At 73.2% G+C, this 17,089-nt stretch carries 14 protein-coding genes and 1 pseudogene; 3 read left to right on the forward strand and 12 right to left on the reverse strand.

Annotation, left to right across the window (positions count from 1 at the left end; genetic code table 11):
- Nucleotides 1-367: pseudogene (locus OJ962_RS17655) on the forward strand (hypothetical protein); the annotation flags it as partial.
- Nucleotides 368-777: 410 nt separating this feature from the next.
- On the opposite strand, the gene OJ962_RS17660 reads toward OJ962_RS17655, so the two are convergent.
- The 11 genes from OJ962_RS17660 to OJ962_RS17710 all read right to left on the reverse strand — a co-directional run bounded on the left by OJ962_RS17660 (nt 778) and on the right by OJ962_RS17710 (nt 14,376).
- Nucleotides 778-1,095 (reverse strand): hypothetical protein, encoded by a 318-nt coding sequence (locus OJ962_RS17660; protein ID WP_270006500.1) that lies wholly within the window; start codon nt 1,093-1,095, stop codon nt 778-780.
- Nucleotides 1,096-1,195: 100 nt separating this feature from the next.
- The gene (locus tag OJ962_RS17665) at nt 1,196-1,495 is read right to left on the reverse strand and encodes a DUF3817 domain-containing protein (protein WP_202958101.1); all 300 of its coding nucleotides are present in this window, start codon (nt 1,493-1,495) and stop codon (nt 1,196-1,198) included.
- A 2-nt stretch (nt 1,496-1,497) separates the two neighbouring features.
- A complete protein-coding gene (locus tag OJ962_RS17670) occupies nt 1,498-2,097 on the reverse strand; it encodes an LUD domain-containing protein (RefSeq protein WP_202958100.1) in 600 nt (199 codons plus the stop codon).
- Entirely contained in the window at nt 2,094-3,488 is a 1,395-nt protein-coding gene (locus tag OJ962_RS17675; RefSeq protein WP_202958099.1) for an LUD domain-containing protein, read from the reverse strand. Before OJ962_RS17675 ends, OJ962_RS17670 begins: the two co-directional genes overlap by 4 nt.
- Nucleotides 3,485-4,195, reverse strand: a complete 711-nt coding sequence (locus OJ962_RS17680) for a (Fe-S)-binding protein (RefSeq protein ID WP_202958098.1) — start codon at nt 4,193-4,195, stop codon at nt 3,485-3,487. The genes OJ962_RS17675 and OJ962_RS17680 overlap by 4 nt, the downstream gene beginning before the upstream one ends.
- Entirely contained in the window at nt 4,192-5,139 is a 948-nt protein-coding gene (locus OJ962_RS17685) for an NADPH:quinone reductase (protein ID WP_202958097.1), read from the reverse strand. Before OJ962_RS17685 ends, OJ962_RS17680 begins: the two co-directional genes overlap by 4 nt.
- On the reverse strand, nt 5,136-6,413 hold the full coding sequence (locus tag OJ962_RS17690) for a mandelate racemase/muconate lactonizing enzyme family protein (RefSeq protein ID WP_202958096.1): 1,278 nt from the start codon (nt 6,411-6,413) through the stop codon (nt 5,136-5,138). Before OJ962_RS17690 ends, OJ962_RS17685 begins: the two co-directional genes overlap by 4 nt.
- A gap of 61 nt (nt 6,414-6,474) precedes the next feature.
- On the reverse strand, nt 6,475-8,559 hold the full coding sequence (locus OJ962_RS17695) for a M14 family zinc carboxypeptidase (protein WP_202958095.1): 2,085 nt from the start codon (nt 8,557-8,559) through the stop codon (nt 6,475-6,477).
- A gap of 102 nt (nt 8,560-8,661) precedes the next feature.
- The gene (locus OJ962_RS17700; RefSeq protein ID WP_202958094.1) at nt 8,662-12,060 is read right to left on the reverse strand and encodes an amidase family protein; all 3,399 of its coding nucleotides are present in this window, start codon (nt 12,058-12,060) and stop codon (nt 8,662-8,664) included.
- Nucleotides 12,061-12,121: 61 nt separating this feature from the next.
- The gene (locus OJ962_RS17705) at nt 12,122-13,111 is read right to left on the reverse strand and encodes a tetratricopeptide repeat protein (RefSeq protein ID WP_202958093.1); all 990 of its coding nucleotides are present in this window, start codon (nt 13,109-13,111) and stop codon (nt 12,122-12,124) included.
- Entirely contained in the window at nt 13,108-14,376 is a 1,269-nt protein-coding gene (locus OJ962_RS17710; protein WP_270006501.1) for an ATP-binding protein, read from the reverse strand. The genes OJ962_RS17705 and OJ962_RS17710 overlap by 4 nt, the downstream gene beginning before the upstream one ends.
- A 77-nt stretch (nt 14,377-14,453) precedes the next feature.
- Here OJ962_RS17710 and OJ962_RS17715 point away from each other — a divergent pair, with 77 nt between their 5' ends.
- A complete protein-coding gene (locus OJ962_RS17715; protein WP_202958092.1) occupies nt 14,454-14,915 on the forward strand; it encodes a DUF1707 SHOCT-like domain-containing protein in 462 nt (153 codons plus the stop codon).
- Nucleotides 14,916-15,365: 450 nt separating this feature from the next.
- Entirely contained in the window at nt 15,366-16,202 is an 837-nt protein-coding gene (locus tag OJ962_RS17720) for an MBL fold metallo-hydrolase (RefSeq protein ID WP_202958091.1), read from the forward strand.
- On the opposite strand, the gene OJ962_RS17725 is transcribed toward OJ962_RS17720, so the two are convergent.
- The gene (locus OJ962_RS17725; protein WP_202958090.1) at nt 16,186-17,082 is read right to left on the reverse strand and encodes an epimerase; all 897 of its coding nucleotides are present in this window, start codon (nt 17,080-17,082) and stop codon (nt 16,186-16,188) included. The two genes, OJ962_RS17720 and OJ962_RS17725, sit on opposite strands and share 17 nt — an antisense overlap.
- Between the last annotated feature and the right edge of the window lie 7 nt (nt 17,083-17,089).

Raw genomic sequence — 17,089 nt, forward strand, 5'->3', positions numbered from 1 at the left:
GCGGGCCGGGGTGGGCGAAGACGAGCCGGGCCCCGCCGCGCCGGGCGCGGCCGGAGACCCCGGCGCCGGCCCCGCGCCGCCGAGAGCCGCGGCGGGGGCCGGCGAGCTCGAGGTGGCACCGGCCATGCCGGAGGCGGACGGGAACTCGGCGCCCGCACCGGACGCGGCCGCGGCGGCCGGCGCGCTCGAGGCGGCAGCGGCCACGCCGGACGTCGCCGGCTCGGTGGCCGGGCCCGCGGCGGCGGCGAAGGTCGCCGCGGCCGACGACGAGTTCGAGACGGCAGCGGCCGACTCCGAAGCCGGCGCTGCCGCCGCGGAGCCGGGGGGCGCGGCGGGCGGCGACTCGGCCGCGCCGGACTCGCCCTGAGAGGCGGTGGCGGCGGTCAGGGACTCGGACTCCGATGCCGGCTCGATCGTCGGAGCGGAACGGTCCGGACCGGCGGCGGGCGACATCGCGTCCGGAGCGGCGGCCGGGGACTCGGACTGCGCTGCGGGGTCGATCGTCGGAGCGGGACGGTCGGGACGGGGGTTGACGAGGCGGCCGACCGAGCGGGGCGGCGGTGGAGCGGCCCGGCGCGCGGCGATCAGCTGGGCGACCGCGGCGTTGCCCGCGCTGCGTTGGAGAGCGGCGACGCGGGACGGCGTCAGCGGGCCGGGTGTCAGGGCTGAGGGCGGGGCTTCGAGAGCGACCGGCGAGGCGGACTGCGGCGCGGGCGTCGGCGGGTCGACGGTGTGCGCGGACTCGGCGCCCGGCTCGGTCCGCGTGCCCGCCACGGGTTACTCCGGTAGCTCTTCGGGCAGCGCGTCGGGGTCGGCGGCTTCGGGGCCTTCACCGGCCGTCTCGGGCGTGCTCGCCTCGGCGCTTTCCGGCCCCGATGCAGCTTCGGCGCCTTCCGGCCCTGAGGCCTCGGCCTCGGCCGGCGCCTCCTCTTCTTCGAGCTCAGCCGGCGCGGCCTGGCGCGCGAGACGCGCCACGGCGGCGTTGCCGACGGCGGACGCCCACGCCAGGGAGCCGGGCTGCACCGGCATGACCGGCTCGGGTTTGCGGGCGCGCACTCCGGTGCGCCCGTCCTGCGACACGCGCTCGTGCTCCATGGCGCGACCGTAACCGCGGGGGGAGCCACACGTCTACCCCAATTGGTGAACGCACGTATACCGCGGTCGCGCGGCGCCGGCCCGTGTCAGCCCTGGGACCTCAGCTCGCCGGAGCCGAGCGCGACGACGAGGTCAGCCAGCGGTCGACGACGTAGCCGCCGAACGGCAGCACCGCGCCGAGCAGGATCAGCGCGGTGGTCTTTGTATCCCACCCCTGATCGGGGCGCAGGTAGATGGCCATCGCGACGTAGGCGACGAACAGCGCGCCGTGCACGGGACCCATGACCGTGACCCCGGCCTCGAAGTCGGAGGTGCGCTTGAGGACGGACGCCACGAGCAGGATCAGGAAGCTGGTGGCCTCGGCGAGGGCGACGATTCGGAACGACTTGAGCGTGATCACGCCTACAGGATGACGGCGAGCACGGCGAGCGGGCCGTGGACGCCGTAGGTGACGACCGCGTCGATGTCCGCGGACTTGCTCGGGCCGGACGCGAGGGAGAACGCGGACGGCAGACCGTCGGGGAAGAAGCGCGGGAGGTCGCGCAGGACGTCGCCGGGCGTCTCGACGAGCACGTCGCGCGGCACCGCCACGACGTGCAGCGGCGGGAGCAGCGAAGCGAGCCGCGTCTCGCGCTCACTGGGCGCGAGCAGGACCGTGCCCGTCGCCGCGCACGCCGCTCGAGCGAGCGTGACGCCGGCGTCCGCGCGCTCAGCCTGGTCGAGCGGCAGCCGCTCGATGTGGTCCGGCAACGCGAGCGCGTCGGTCGTGACCACCGCCGTGCGCACCTGCGCGAGCGCCGACAACAACTCGTCGAGCGGGACGAGCCGACCGCGGATCGCGGTCAGCGCCTCGCCGAACCGCACTTCGAGCGCCCGCTCATCCGGAGGGAACCGCACACGCGGCACGGCGTCGGGCGCCGGCGCTGGCGGGTGCGCCGTGGCCGGCGGCGCGGCGTCGGCAAGCCGCGCCTCGAGCCGCGCGAGAAACGCCTTCCGGTTCAATCGAGCACCTCGCCGCGGGCCCAGCGAGTGCGGAACGTTGAGCCCTCCCGGCGGGGCAGCGTGCGGCCCTTCGCCCACTCGCGGAACGGGGGTGGGACGAGCGCCTGGGGCGGGCGCAGACCGGCCGGGGCCCCGGTGAGCGCGAACGCGCGCGGGCTCGACCAGGCGCGAGCCCACGCGCGCCACAACGCGCGCTCGGAGCCCGCGTGCTGGGCACGGCCCTCGAGCAGCAGCTCGTGCAGCGGGATCTTGACCGGGCACGCCTCCCAGCAGGCGCCGCACAGCGACGAGGCGTGCGAGAGCTCGTGGTTGCCGTCGCTCAGCAGCGGGACGATCACGGCGCCGATCGGGCCGGAGTAGACGTCGCCGTAGGCGTGGCCGCCGATCTGGCGGAAGACCGGGCAGGCGTTCAGGCAGGCGCCGCAGCGGATGCAGTTGAGCGCTTCCTGGCTCGGGCTGCCGAGAATCTTGGAGCGGCCGTTGTCGACGATCACGAGGTGCAGCTCCTCGGGCCCGTCCAGCTCGCTTTCACGCCGCGGCCCCGTCAGGCAGTTCACGTACGTCGGGAAGTTCACGCCCGAGCCGGCGCGGCCGAGCAGCGCGAGCAGCAGGTCCACCTCCGGCCAGTCGGCGACGACGCGCTCCATGCCCATCACCGCCACGTGCACCGGCGGCGCGCCCGACGTCAGCCGGCCGTTGCCCTCGTTGGTGACCATCACGAGCGTGCCGGTCGAGGCGACGGCGAGGTTGACGCCGGTGATGCCGAGGTCGGCGTCGAGGAAGCGCGGGCGGAGCGTGCGGCGGGCGAACGCGCACATCGCGTCCGGGTCCTCGCCGCCCTCGTAGCCCTCGGGCCGCAGCACGCGCACCCAGTCGGCCTGGGTCTTGTGCAGCGCGGGCCCGAGGATGTGCGCGGGCGGCTCGCCGTCGAGCTGCTGAGCCCACTCGCCGAGGTCGGTCTCGACCGCGGTCACGCCGACCTCGGCCAGCCGCGCGTTGAGCTGGATCTCCTCGGTGACCATCGACTTGGCCTTCACCGCGCGCGTCGCGCCGCGGCGCTGCGCGAGCTCGGTGATGTAGCCGGTGGCCTCATCGGCGTCGGCGGCGAAGAAGACGCGGCCGCCCGCGGCCTCGACGTTGTCGGCAAGTTGCCCGAGCAGCTCCGGCAGCCGGGTGATCGCCGCCGAGCGCAGCGAGCGCGCGGCCTCGCGCAGCTCCTCGGCGCCGGGCAGCGACTCGCGCAAACCCCGCCAGCGCCCGTCCATGTTGTCGGTGGAGCGCCGGATCGCGACCTGGAGGTGCCCGCTGCCCGCGAGCGCGGCCCGTTCGCGGTCGCGCAGGGAGGACGCGGGCGCGCCGCGCGTGCCGGCTTCGCGCACCAGGTCGGTCACGGGCGCGTTCCCTCTTCGAGGATCTCCGCCAGGTGCCGCACCGGCGTCTTGACGCCGAGCTTCTCCAGCCGCCCGCGCAGGTGCATCAGGCACGACGGATCGGCTCCGCACAGCGCGTCCGCGCCGCCGAGCGTGCGCAGCTTCTCGTCGGCCATCGCGACCGACAGCTCAGGCGAGCGAACCGCGAACGTGCCGCCGAAGCCGCAGCAGCGCTGCTCATCCCAGTCCGCCAAGGACACGCCGTCCACGCGCGCGAGCGCGGCCCGCGGCTCCCCGCGCAGCCGCAGTTCCCGCAGCATGTGGCAGGAATCGTGATAGGCGACCGAGCAACGCCGCACCCGCCCGCGCAGCTCCCCGCCGTGCTCGGCCAGGAACTCGGACAACTCGTACAGCCGCGGCGCCACGGCCGCCAGCGCCGGGTCGTCGTCGAGCAGCCCGGCGGCGAAAGTCCGGACCATCGTCGTGCACGACCCCGCGGGCGCGACGTACGCGTCCACGTCCGCCGCCGCCAGCGCCCGCAGCGTCGAGCGCAGCACCGTCGCCGCCTCCTCGCGGTAGCCCGAGTTGAACGCGGGCTGCCCGCAGCACGTCTGCCCCTCCGGGAACACCACCTCGTGCCCGGCGCGCGCCAGCACGCGCGCCGTCGCCACGCCGACCTCGGGTGCGACGAGGTCGACGAGGCAGGTGACGAAGAGGCCGACCCTCACGTGTCGATGACGACCTTGCCCACGGCTCCGTTCTCGACCGCGTCGTGCGCGGCGCCCGTCTCGGCCAGCGGGAAGCGGTGCAGCGGCAGCAGCGTCAACGCTCCGGCCTCGACCGCCTTGGACACGCCGCCGATCGCGTCGTGCAGCGCGGGTTCCGGAATCGTGTAGAGCAGCATGAACCGCAGGCTCAGGTTGGCGCTCATCGCCGCGCGGATCGGCACCTCGGCCGAGGGTTGATCGGCGGCGTAGGTCATGATCGTCGCGTACGGGTTCGCCACCTCGAGGTCCAGCGCGAGGTTCGGCCCCAGCGCGACCTCGACGATCCGATCGACCTTGCCGATCTTCTCCGCCGCGCCGTCCTGGCGGTAGTTGACGATCACGTCCGCGGCGCCCGCCAGCTCGGCCTTCTCCGGCGACGACACCGTCGTCACCACCTCGGACGCGCCGCCCCACCTGGCCAGCTCGATCGCGGCGTGCCCCACGGCGCCCGCGCCGCCGTGCACCAGCACGCGCTGCCCCTCGATCGGCCCGTCGGAGAACAGGCAGTGGTAGGCCGTCAGCGCCGGCACGCCCAGCGACGCCCCGAGCTCGAAGGATGCGTCCCCGAGCGGCACGGCCTTCTCGACCGGCACGACCGTGTACTCGGCCGCGGTCCCCCACTGGGACTGCCAGGCGGCCAGGTACACCCACACGCGCTCGCCCTTCCACGCCTTGGCGACGCCCTCACCGACAGCCTCGATCACGCCCGCGCCGTCCTGCCCGGGCACCTGGAAGTCGAAGTTCAGCGAGCCGGTCGCGCCCGCGCGGAACTTCCAGTCGGTCGGGTTCACGCCGGCGACCGCCAGCCGCACCAGGACCTCGCCCGGCCCGGGCTGCGGCGTCGGCACCTCGCCGACCTCCAACACGTCGGACCCGCCGGTCTGCGAGTAACGAGCGGCGATCATTCGTCGAAGAACGGCTCGTCGGGCCGCGCGTACTCGCGCGCCAGCTCCAGGTTCAGCTTCACGCCCAGCCCCGGCTTGTCCGGCACCTTCACCTTCCCCTGATCGATGACCGGCCCGTCGAACCCGACGGCCAGGTCGTTCCAGAACGGCACGCTCATCCCGTGCCACTCCAAGGCCAGGAAGTTCGGGATCGCCGCGCACACGTGCACGTTCGCGACCGTCCCGATCGGCGAGGCGATGCAGTGGGGCGCCATCGAGATGTAGTGCGTGTCGGCGTAGTCGGCGATCCGGCGCGTCTCCAGCAGCCCGCCCGTCTTCTGGGGATCGGGCGCGGCGATGTCCATCGCCCCGGTCTCGAACGCCTCGCGGAAGCCGTGCCGCATGTAGCCGTTCTCCCCGGTGGCGATCCGCGTAGACGTCGACTTGGTCACGCGCGCCAGCGCGGCCACGTTCTCCGGCGGCACCGGGTCCTCCAGCCACATCAGCCCGAGCGGCTCGAGCTCGTGCGCCAGCCGCTGCGCGTCCGCGACCTGGTAGCGCCAGTGACAGTCGAAGGCCACGTCCACCTCGTCCCCGACCGCGTCGATCACCGCCGCGGCCAGCTCGACCATGTACCTGACCTCGGCGCGCGACAGCGTCCCGGAGGCCGTGTCCTGCATGTACGGCGTCGGGACGTCCAGGTCGAACTTCAGCGCGCTGAAGCCGAGGTCCGCGACCACCTGGCGCGCGCGCTCCGCGTACAGCTCCGGGGTGAAGACCTCGTCCGGGACGCCCTTGGCGTACGCGCGCCCGTGCTCGGGGTTGCGGATCGCGCCGACGGCCACCGCGTCCGGCCCTTCCTGCCCCCAGCGCGCCGGCCGCTCGACCATCGTCGCGTCCATCGAGTGCAGCGCCTCACCCGCGTGGCAGTCCGCGTACATGCGCACGGTGTCACGGAACTTGCCGCCGCCGAGCAGGCGGTAGATCGGCACGCCGTAGTGCTGGCCGACCAGGTCCCACAGCGCGGCCTCGATCCCCGAGATCGCGTTGTAGGCGATGCCCGCGACCGAGCCCGCGCCGGAGCACCCCCAGCGCAGCTTGGCCCACAGGCGGTCCACGTCGCGCGCGTCCTCGCCGATCAGCAACGGGGCGAGATCGCGGATGATCCCCGTCAGCCCGGGCGCGCCGAAGCACTCCCCGATCCCGCTCAGCCCTTCACCCTCGGCATCGATGCGCACGAAGGTCCAGTCGTAGTTCGCCTCGACGACGGCGGTGTGCACCCCGGTGATCCTCATCACCGCCATCGTCTCAAACCCGTGCGGGGCGCCGCCGCAACAGCGGCGCCCCGTCAGATCTCTACGGGTTGGTGGTGCTCAGCGTGAACGTGAGCGTCTTGCTGTAGGTGCCCGTGCGCAGCGGGTCCGTCCGGCCGATGACCTGCTTGAAGGCGAGGGTCACCACGTCGTTGGACACCGGCGCGCTGTAGGCGTACAGGTTCAGCGGCGAGGCGCGGAGCGGGAAGAACCCGCCCGTGCCGGCCTGGGCCTGGAGCGGCTGCGCGAGCGCGAACGCGCCGTTGACCAGATGCCCCGGGCTCGGGCCGTTGTCGGAGATGCTGAGCATCGCGTCGCCGGCCGTCGAGGTCACGGTGGCGTCGGCGGCGGCGACGTACTCGGCGTCGACGCCGGGCTGGAACGCGCCCAGTGACGGGACCGAGCCGAGCGTGAGCGACAACGTCGCCGGCACCGTGCCGGACACCGTCCCGCCCTCGCAGGAGCCGTAGTAGCGGACCGCCGTGCGCAGCATCGGCAGCACGCCCGCGGCGTCCAGCATCGGCGCGACCAGGCCGCCCAGCGGCTGCTTGAGCGGGACGAGCACGCCCTGGCCCCACGGCACGACCTTGATGCCGTGGATCGCGAGGCGGGAGGCGATCGAGCCGGCCTGGATCGGCGTCGGGCTGATGCTCGTGCGCGGCGCCTCGTAGTCGGCCTGCGTCATGTAGTAGCCGCAGGGCGCCGGGTCCAGGATGCGCGCCGCAAGCGGCGTGTCCACGTCCGGCTGGTCGTCCGGGTTCGCGCCCACGTGCGGCACGAGCGGCCACGGGTAGGAGCCGCGCAGCACCGTGCGGTTGAGCGTCTGGCGCGTCTGGAACGCCTCCGACGCCTTGTTGAGCGCGGTGATCTGGTTGAGCTTGGCGTAGAAGTACCGGTACGCCTCCCAGTTCTCCCACAGGTGCGCGTACGCCTTGCGGTTCTCGTTGGCGCGGGTGTTGGTGCCGCCCTCGGCCGGCCGGGTCGTGCCCGGCGCGGCGCGCGCCTCGCCCAGCAGGCCGACGCTGTTCTTGAGCGCGGACGTGTTGCGCAGGATGCCCTCGTGCGAGTCGCCGCCGGTGCTGTACGGGCCCATCCACCAGCCCGACTGGGCGGCCGCGCCGTACATCCACTCGTTCACGAGCGACTTGCCCTCTTCGAAGAGCGGCTCGTAGACGTTCAGGTGGCGCGCGGTGAGGATCGGCAGGTCTTCGCTGTCGCCCTCGTGGTTGTCGACCGACACGTCGGGCGTGTAGTCGCGCATCAGCTGCGCCTGCGCCTTGGTCTCGGCCTGCTCGATCAGGGCGTGGTCGCGGTTGAGGTCCTGCCCGGTGGAGTTGCCGCGCTGGTTGAGCGCGCGGCCGTCCGGGTTGCTCGACGGCATGATCAGCACCGTGATCTTGCTCAGCATGTCCAGGATCGCCGGGTCCTGGGTGAAGGCGAGCTGGCGCGCCATGGTGAAGCAGGTCTCACGGCCGGAGGCCTCGTTGCCGTGCACGTTGCAGTTGACCCAGAACGTCGGCCGGGCCGAGATCTCCGCCGCGGTGTCGGGCGGCTTCGGATAGCCGAGGATGTACAGGTCCAGCGGGCGGTTCTGGATCGTCCGCGTGAGCTCGACGCGCCGGAAGCGGTCGCTGGCGGCGTCGAGCGCCGCCGTGAACGTCTCCTCTTCGGCCGTCGTCGTGTAGTCGTTGGCGATGTTCGGGTCCGTCGCGGTGTCGCGCTTCTCCCACGCCGTCAGCAGCTCCGCCGGGCCGGGATGGCCGAGCGTCGTGCCCTCGACCGGCGCCGAGTACGGCTTGAGCACGGCGCTGGTGCCCGTGCCGAAGCGGGCGCGCACGCGCCAGCGGAAGCTGTCGCCGAGCTTGTAGCCCGAGTCGGCGAACGCCGGCTTGTCGGGCGTGATCGTGCGCTGCGGCTGCCAGACGCCGACGACGGTGCCCGCCGTCCCCTCCGGCGTGCCGGCCGGCGCACGTTCGATCTGGTAGTCGGTCGCGCCCGCCACCGGGTTCCACTTGAGCGTGGTGAACCCGACGTCCTGCGTGACCGTCACCCCCGTCACCTGCTCCGGGTCCTGTGCGGACGCCGCAGCCGGGAACAGCAACATCGCGACGCCGAGCGCCGCGACCATACCCCTACCTCTCATTGAACCCCCCCGGGTCGACGTGCGCGGGAAGCTACTCCTCTCGCCCACGCCCGCGCGGAGGCGGGCGTGGACAATTGGTCAAGGGGGTTATGGACTGGTGGTCGAGAGCGTGAAGGTGAGCGTCTTCGTGTAGGCCCCCGTGCGCAGCGGCTCGTTCGCGCCGATCGGCTGGCGGAACGTGATCGTCGCCCGGTCGTTGGACACCGGCCCGTTCCACGCGTTGGGCGCGATCTGCACCTGCAGCGGCTGCGCCAGCCGGAACGCGCCGTTGGTGAGGTAGCCGGGCTCGCTCACGGTGAGCGAGGCGTCACCGGCGGTGCTGATGACGTTCGCGTCGGTGCTGGCGGTGTAGACCTGCTCGACGCCCGGCTGGAACGGATCGAACGTCGGCGGTCGGCCGAGCGTGAGGGAGAGCATCGCCGGCACCGTGCCGCTGACGATCGTCGAGACGGCGTCGGCGTTGGCCGGCGTGCTCGGCGCGCACGCGCGGGTGGAGACGACGTACGCGTTGCCGGGCACGCAGCGCCACAGGCTCGGGTTGGTCTCGCTCGGCGGCTTGCGCAGCTTGGTCGCCTGCTCGTAGGCGTAGGCGAACGCGAGCAGCTTGGCCTCGGTGAAGGCCGTGCCGTTGAACGCGATCCCGACCGGGTCGCGGGTCGTGGCGCTGTAGCCCGCCGGGACCACGATCTGCGGGTAGCCCGCGCGGGCGCCGAGGCCGGTCATCGTGCCGGACGGCGTGAGGATGGCCTCGAGGTTGTTCGTGGTCAGCGCGGTGTCGATCGCGGCGCGCGCGTTGGCGCGGCCGGTGTCGCGGGCGATCACGTACGCCGCGTTCTGGGCGGGGTCGGTGAGGTCCGTGGCCTGGCTGGCGAGCAGCTGCGTCTGGCCGTACTTGAGCGCGTCGTCGGGGTGCGCGTTGTTGTAGGCGATGATGTCCGCGAGCGACTTCATCGGCGCGCTCGCCGGGAGTCGCCCGAGATACGCGTTGAGGTCGCGCTTGAACTCCGGCGTGAGGATGTCCCCGGTGCTCTGCGCGCTCGGCGTGGGGATCTGGACCGTCGTCGCGCCCAGCGCCTGCACGGCCGCGACCGCGGCGACGTACTGCGCGTTCGTGTTGTTGATGACCCCGATCCGCTTGCCGGCCAGCGCCTGCGGGTCCAACGCGGCGAGGTAGTCGGGGACCGTGTCCGGCGCGGCTTCGGTGGCCGGGTCCTCGGGGTCCTTGCCGGCGATCGCGCCGAGCTCGGCCGCCGCGTCGGCGACCGAGCGGGTCATCGGCCCAGCCGTGTCCTGCGTGGCGGAGATCGGGAGGATGCCGGTGCGCGAGACGAGCCCGATCGTCGGGCGCACGCCCACGATGCCCTGCGCCGCGGACGGGCTCACGATCGAGCCGCTGGTCTCGGTGCCGATCGTTATCGCGGCCAGGCCGGCGGCGGCCGCGGCGCCGGAGCCGCTGGAGGAGCCGCTCGGCGTGATGTCCGCGTTGTACGGGTTCAGCACCTGGCCGCCGAGCGAGCTGTAGCCGCTGGGCATGCCGTTGGTGAGGAAGTTCGCGAACTCGGACAGGTTGACCTTGCCGAGCAGGACCGCGCCCGCGGCCCGCAGCTTTGCGACGACCGGCGAGTCCTTGTCCGGGATGCTGTTCTCCAGCGCGACCGAGCCCGCCGTGGTGGGCAGCCCAGCCACGTCGAGGTTGTCCTTGACCAGGACCGGGATGCCGTGCAGCGGGCCGCGGACCGCGCCCGCGGCGCGCTCGGCGTCGGCCTTCGCGGCCTCCTCCAGCGCCTTCGGGTTGATCAGCCGGACGGCGTTGATCGACGGCCCTTCGGTGTTGGTGAGCGCGATCCGCTGCAGGTAGGCCTTGGTCAGCTGGGTCGCGCTGAGGCTGCCCGCGGTCATCCGGCCCTGCAGGTCGGCGACGGTCGCGGTCTCCAGCGGGAAGTCGAGCGTCACGCCGGTCGCGATCTCACGGCCGGGCGGGCACGAGCGGGGGTTGCCGGCGTAGCAGCGCCACGCCGCGGGGTTGATCTCGCTCGGCGTCTTGCGCAGCTTGGTCGCCTGCTCGTAGGCGTAGGCGAACGCGAGCAGCTTGGCCTCGCTGAACGCGGCGCCGTTGAAGGCGATGCCGACGGGGATGCGGTTGGCGGGGTTGTAGCCCGCCGGGACGACGATCTGCGGGTAGCCCGCGCGGGCGCCGAGACCGGTCATGGTGCCCGAGGGCGTGAGGATCGCTTCGAGGTTGTTGGCCGTGAGCGCGTCGTCGATCGCGGCGCGGGCCGCGGCGCGCTGGCTGTCCCGGGCGGCGACGTACGCCTCGTTCTGTGCCGGGTCGGTGAGGTCGACCGCCTGGCTGGCGGTCAGCAGCGCCTGTCCGAACTTCAGCGCCTCGTCCGCGTGGGCCTCGTTGAAGGCGATGATGTCGGCCAGCGACTTGCGCGGCGCGCTCGCGGGCAGGCGGCCGAGGTAGGCGTTCAGGTCGCGCTTGAACTCGGCGGTGAGGACGTCGAACGGCGCGGCCGAGGTCGGCGCCGCGATCTGCACGGTGGTCGCGCCCAGCGCCTGGACGGCGGCGACCGCGGCGAGATACTGCGCGTTCGTGCTGGCGATGACGCCGATCCGCTTGCCGGCCAGCGCGTCCGGCTTGAGGCCGGCGAGGTAGTCGGTGGTGGGCGCGTTCGCGGTGACCGGGTCCTCGGGGTCGGCCCCCGCGATCGCCTGCAGCTCGACGGCCGCGTCGGCGACGGTGCGCGTCATCGGCCCGGCGGTGTCCTGCGTGGAGGAGATCGGCAGGATGCCCGCGCGGGACACGAGGCCGATCGTCGGACGCAGGCCGACGATGCCCTGCGCCGCGGACGGGCTCACGATCGAGCCGCTCGTCTCGGTGCCGATCGTGATCGCGGCGAGGCCGGCCGCGGCGGCGGAGCCCGACCCCGAGGACGAGCCGCTGGGCCCGGCGTCGAGGTCGTACGGGTTCAGGACCTGGCCGCCGAGCGAGGAGTAGCCGCTCGGCGCGCTGGTCGACATGAAGTACGCGAACTCGGACAGGTTCGTCTTGCCGAGGATCACCGCGCCGGCCTGGCGCAGCTTGGCCACGACGGTCGAGTCCCGGTCGGGGATGCTGTTCTCGAGCGCCACGCTGCCGGCCGTGGTCGGCAGGCCGGCGACGTCGAGGTTGTCCTTGACGAGCACGGGGACGCCGTGCAGCGGGCCACGGACCTTCCCCGTGGCGCGCTCGAGGTCGAGCAGGCTCGCGTCCTGGAGCGCACGCGGGTTGACGAGCCGGACGGCGTTGATCCCCGGGCCACGCGCGTTGACCGCGGCGATGCGGTCGATGTACGCGCGGGTGACCTGCACGCTCGTCAGCTCTCCCGCCGCCATCTTCGTCTGGAGCTCGGCGACCGTCACCCGCTCGAGATCCAGCGCCGACGACGGCGCCGCGAACAGCAGCAGTCCAGCTAACGCAACGACCAATGACAGCGTCTTCATGACCCTCTTCCCCCCGGTTCGAACTCGCGGATGGAACTCAACCCGGCCCGAGGGGGCGGTGTCAATACCTCATTCCGGCGCCGGGATCGCGCCGGCGCCGGTGCGAGCGGCGCGCTTCGCGGATCACGTGCTCGATCGCGATCCACCACCAGGGGCGCAGGCGCAGCGGCCAGGACCAGTCCCAGCGCAGCGGCCTGAACCGCCGCGCGCGGCGGTCGTCGGCCAGAAGTTGGCGCGTCGGTGCACTCAGCCTTCTGACTTCGAGCGCACGCACACCCTCGAAGCTCAGGGCGATCACGGTGAACGTGAGGAACGCGGCGGGCTCGGCGGCGAGCATGAGGATCGCGACGACGGCCGCGAGCGTGCTGAAGCGGCGGTAGACGAAGCTGCGGCCCGCCGGACCGGTGTGCAGGAGGTTGTGGCGCGCGATCTCGTGCCGCGGGTCCAGCCGGGCGACCGCCTCGAACTGCTCGGCCGTGCCCGCGCGCTGGTACGCGCGCAGGCGGGCGACGGCGAGGTTGTTGAGCGTGTCGGCGTCCTCGGGGTCCAGCCGGAGCGCGTGCTCGTAGGCCGGGATGGCCTCGGCGGGGCGGTCCTGCTCGAACAGGACCTCGCCGAGCGTGGAGTGCGTCGCGGCGTCGTCGGGGTCGAGCGCGACCGCGTGCCGCGCGGCGGCGACGGCGCCGGCGTGATCACCGGAGGCCTGCAGCGCGCTGGCGAGCACGATGTGGGTCGTGGCGAGCTCGGGCGCGAGCCGGGCCGCCTCGAGCGCGGCACGGCGGGCGTCGGTGGCGCGGCCGAGCTTGATCAGCGCGACGGCGCAGATGCGGTGCCCCCACTCCTGCTCCGGGCTCAGCCGCACGGCGGCGCCGGCGGCCGTCAGCGCCTGGCCGGGGTCGTCGAGCTGCAGGAACGCGAGCGCGGCCAGACAGTGCAGCTGGGGGACGTCGGGCGTGGCCGAGAACGCGCGCTGCAGGTGGGTGAGCGCCTCCTGCGGCCGCTGCAGATCCAGGAGCGCGGAGGCGCGCTCGAGCGCGGCGTCGGCGGTCACAGCAGCTTGTGACTCCGGATGTAGGCCAGCAGATCGTCGTACTGGCCGCCCTCGTTGGCGTACAGCGCGTAGTTGTGGGCGACGCCGAACCACGCCTTCGTGGATCGCGGCGCCTCCTGCGCGGCCTGTTCGAGCTGGCGCATCGTGATCGGGCGCATGGCGTTGGTGCGGATCGACTCCTGCAGCGCCTGCTCGGCGGCGGACTCGACCACGTGCACGAGGTCCGCGCCCGAGCAGCCCTCGGTGCGGCGGGCGAGCTTGGCGACGTCCACGCCCTCGATCGGCCGTTCCTCGAGCGCGTGGCGCAGGATCGCCTCGCGCGCCTTGAAGTCGGGCGGGAGCACCAGCACCGTGCGGTCCAGCCGGCCGGGACGCCGGAGCGCCGTGTCCACGTCCCACGGATGGTTGGTCGCCGCGAGCACGAACACGCCCTCGTTGTCGGCCTGCGCGCCGTCGAGCTCCGCCAGCAGCTGGTTGACGACGTTGCGAGCGCCCGAGTGACGCAGGTGGCTGCGCTTCTGGCCGAGCGCGTCCAGCTCGTCGAGGAACAGCACGCACGGCGCCGCACGGCGGGCGGCGGCGAACGCGTCGTGCAGGCGCCGCTCGGACTCGCCGAGCCACATGTCCAGCACGTCGTTGAGGCCGAGCGCGAAGAAGTTCGCGCCGAGCTCACCCGCGACCGCGCGCGCGAGGAACGTCTTGCCGCAGCCCGGCGGCCCGTAGAGGAGGAGGCCACCGCGGAGCGACTTGCCGTAGTAGGCGCGCAGCTCCGGGTTGCGCAGCGGCGCGAGAAACGCGGCGTCCAGGCGCGCCTTGACGTCCTCCAGCCCGCCGACGTCGGCGAGCGTCACGCGCGGGCGCTCGGCCTCCACCAGCCCTTCGGGCTCGAGCTCGGTGAAGCCCTCGGGGATCGCGAGCGGCTCCTCGGTGTCGTCGAGCTCTTCCGAGTCGGTTTCGGCCGCCCAACGCGGCCCGAAGCCCGGCACCGGCTCGTCGGGCGTGCGCGGCTCCTCACCGAACCCGCGCAGGATGCGCGCGTAGCTCTCCGCCCGCGTGGTGTCGCCCAGCGCCCGGGCGGCGTCGCGCGCGGCGGCGAGCGCCTCGGCGTGGTCGGGCGTCGCGGCGAGCGCGGCCTGCGCGTGCTCGAGCGCCCGCCCCGCGTCACCCGCCATCACCAGCAGGGACGCCAGATGCACCCGCAGCGCGGGATTGTGCGGGTCAGCCGCAATCGCCGCTTCGAGCGCAGCCGTCACTGACGGGTCCACAGACACGAGGTGGGGTTACCCCGAGACGTGTCCAGTGAGCCTTGCAATCGCGTCCACCACCCCCCACACTGGATCCCATGTCGTCGTGGCAGCGCCCCACTCCGGAACTCCGAGCGTCGGACGCCGAGCGCGAGCGCGTCGTGGACTTCCTCCGCGAGAGCGCCCTCGTCGGCCGGATCGACCACGACGAGCTCGAAGAGCGGATCGGGCTCGCCTACGCCGCCGTCACGCGCGGTGACCTCGAACGGCTGCTGGTCGACCTTCCGCGCGGTGCGCGCCCGCCCGCCCCGCGGCCCCGCCGCGCGCCCGCTCCGGCCAAGCGCCGCGAGCCCAGCGCCGCGATGGTGCTCGTCGGCCTGTCCGCGATCGCGATCCCGATGATCGTGCTGACCGGCGTCGTGATGGCGATCGTGGCCGTGGTGGCGCTGAGCGTGCTGAGCGCGCCGTTCGTGATCGTCGCGCTGCTCGTGGCCGCCGCCATGCGTCGCCGCCGCCCGCCCGGGCCCGGGCCCGGGTGGCGTTCCGCGCACTACGGCTAGAGCGGCACGCGCCCGAGTCCGGAGAGCACACCCGCTGGCGCCGCGTCAAGCAATTCATGCGCGGACGGCTTGCGGGCGCGCGGCGGTCGTCACGAACGGCTTGACCCGTCGCGGCGGGCGCGCTCTAGGGCTGGTTAGGCCGGCTGGCGCCGGCGCGCCCGGGCGCAGACCTGAGCGCAACCCCGTCGAGTGCTCGATTTCCCGCGCTATGCCAGAGAAATCGAGCACTCGGTGAGGTGATCCGTCAGTTGACCACCGCATAGGGGGTCAAGTGACCGATTGCCCCTCGCCAATGACCCGAGGTGAACGCGCAAGCGTTCACGCAGTCCGGGGAACCCGGCTTACTGGCACAAGAGCGCACCCGCCGCCGCAGGTCAAGCGGCTCGCCGCGAAGCGCGAGCTGCTTGACGCGCGGCCAGTGGGTGTGCTCGCCGTTACCGTTCGCGCCCAGTGCTGGCCGAACTCGAACACACGCCGCTCGATCTCCCGCCCGGGCTCGAGCTCGAATGGCTCGGCGTGGCGGGGTTCCGGCTCACCTACGAGGACGTCTCGCTCCTCGTGGACCCGTACGTCTCACGCGTCCCGCTGCGCGACCTCATCCTGCGCCGCCCCGCGCGCCCCGACGAAGCCGTGCTCGCTCGCTACGTCAAGCCTCCCGGCCCAGTGGCCGGCATCCTGATCGGCCACACGCACTGGGACCACGCGGTGGACGCGCCGGCCCTCGCGAAGCGCCACGACGCACCCATGTACGGAAGCGCCTCACTCGCCCACCTGATGGCGCTGCACGGCCTGCCGAGCGTGGTGGTCGAACCGCGAAAGCGCTACGAGCTGGGCCCGTTCACGGTGAGCTTCACGCCGAGCCGGCACTCGAAGCTCATCCTCGGCCGCAAGGTGCCGTTCGCCGGCGAGCTCACGTGCGAGGACGTGCACGCGCTGCATCCGGGCGCGTACAAGTGCGGAGCGATCTACGGCATCCGGATCGAGGTCGCGGGGATCGCGCTCTATCACCAGGGGAGCGCGGAGCTCGACGACGACCAGCTCGGCCGCGAGCCGGTCGACGTGTTCCTCGCGGGCGTCGCGGGGCGGCACGTGTCGCCGCGCTACTGGGAGCGGATCCTGCCCAAGCTCGACCCGCGGGTGCTGGTGCCGACGCACTACGACGACTTCTTCACGCCGCTCGGCCGGCCGCTGAAGCTGATCCGCAAGGCGAACCTGGAGTCGATCCCGGACGAGGTGCACGCGGTGACGCGGGACGCGACCGTCGCGGCGCTCAGGCGCGTCGACTGACGAGGTCGCGCGCCGCGGGCTCCCACTCCGGGAACTGGAACTCGAAGCCCGCCTCGAGCAGGCGGCCCGGGATCACGCGGCGGCTCTTCAAGACGAGCTCGGTCTCCGTGCGCATGAAGAACGCGCCGATCTCGAGCATCCACTTGGTCGCGGGCAGCCCCACGCGCCCGTCGCGCAGCACGCGCATGAACTCGCCGTAGGGCACCGGATTCGGCGAGGACAGGTTCACCGGGCCGGAGAACGACGGGTCCTCGACCAGCCGGCGGACCGCGCGCCCGAAGTCCAGGTCGTGCATCCAGGACACGTACTGGCGGCCGCCCGCGGCCGGGCCGCCGAGCCCGCGCCGCGCCAAGCCGTACAGCACGTCGAACACCCCGCCGCGGTCGGGGGACATCACCATCGCGGTGCGCATGAGCACGGTCCGCACCGGTGATTCGGCCGCGGCCTCCTCCCAGCGCCGCGCCACGTCGATCGAGAACCGCCAGGTGTCCGGCACGCCGTCCTCGTCCCCGCCGAGCCGGCCGGTCTCGTCCCATGCGGGCCCGTAGTTGTCGGCGTAGATCGTCGCCGTCGAGGACTGCAGGAACGCGGCGGGCGGCACCGCGCAGCGCTTCATCGCCTCCACCAGCGCCCACGTCGACTCGAGCCGGGAGCGCATGATCGCGCGCCGCTTGGCCGGCGTGTAGCGCGTGTCGATCGTGCTGCCCGCGAGGTTGATCAGCGCGTCGGCGCCCTCTAGAGCGCTCACCCACGAACCGAGCGTGCGCCCGTCCCAGCGCACCCCTTCCGACCGCGAGATCACGACCACCTCGTCGCGGGCGAACTCCCGCCGCAGCACGTGTCCGACCTGGCCGGTGCCACCGGCGAGCACGATCTTCATCGCCGCG

It is taken from the genome of Solirubrobacter deserti (assembly GCF_027587175.1).
GTDB classification, from domain to species: domain Bacteria; phylum Actinomycetota; class Thermoleophilia; order Solirubrobacterales; family Solirubrobacteraceae; genus Solirubrobacter; species Solirubrobacter deserti.

What these genes read in the sequence shown, in the direction of transcription:
- OJ962_RS17725 (WP_202958090.1), bottom strand. Translation starts at nt 17,082, where the DNA reads ATGAAGATCGTGCTCGCCGGTGGCACCGGCCAGGTCGGACACGTGCTG.
- OJ962_RS17715 (WP_202958092.1), top strand. Translation starts at nt 14,454, where the DNA reads ATGTCGTCGTGGCAGCGCCCCACTCCGGAACTCCGAGCGTCGGACGCC.
- OJ962_RS17660 (WP_270006500.1), bottom strand. Translation starts at nt 1,095, where the DNA reads ATGGAGCACGAGCGCGTGTCGCAGGACGGGCGCACCGGAGTGCGCGCC.
- OJ962_RS17690 (WP_202958096.1), bottom strand. Translation starts at nt 6,413, where the DNA reads ATGAGGATCACCGGGGTGCACACCGCCGTCGTCGAGGCGAACTACGAC.
- OJ962_RS17700 (WP_202958094.1), bottom strand. Translation starts at nt 12,060, where the DNA reads ATGAAGACGCTGTCATTGGTCGTTGCGTTAGCTGGACTGCTGCTGTTC.
- OJ962_RS17685 (WP_202958097.1), bottom strand. Translation starts at nt 5,139, where the DNA reads ATGATCGCCGCTCGTTACTCGCAGACCGGCGGGTCCGACGTGTTGGAG.
- OJ962_RS17695 (WP_202958095.1), bottom strand. Translation starts at nt 8,559, where the DNA reads ATGGTCGCGGCGCTCGGCGTCGCGATGTTGCTGTTCCCGGCTGCGGCG.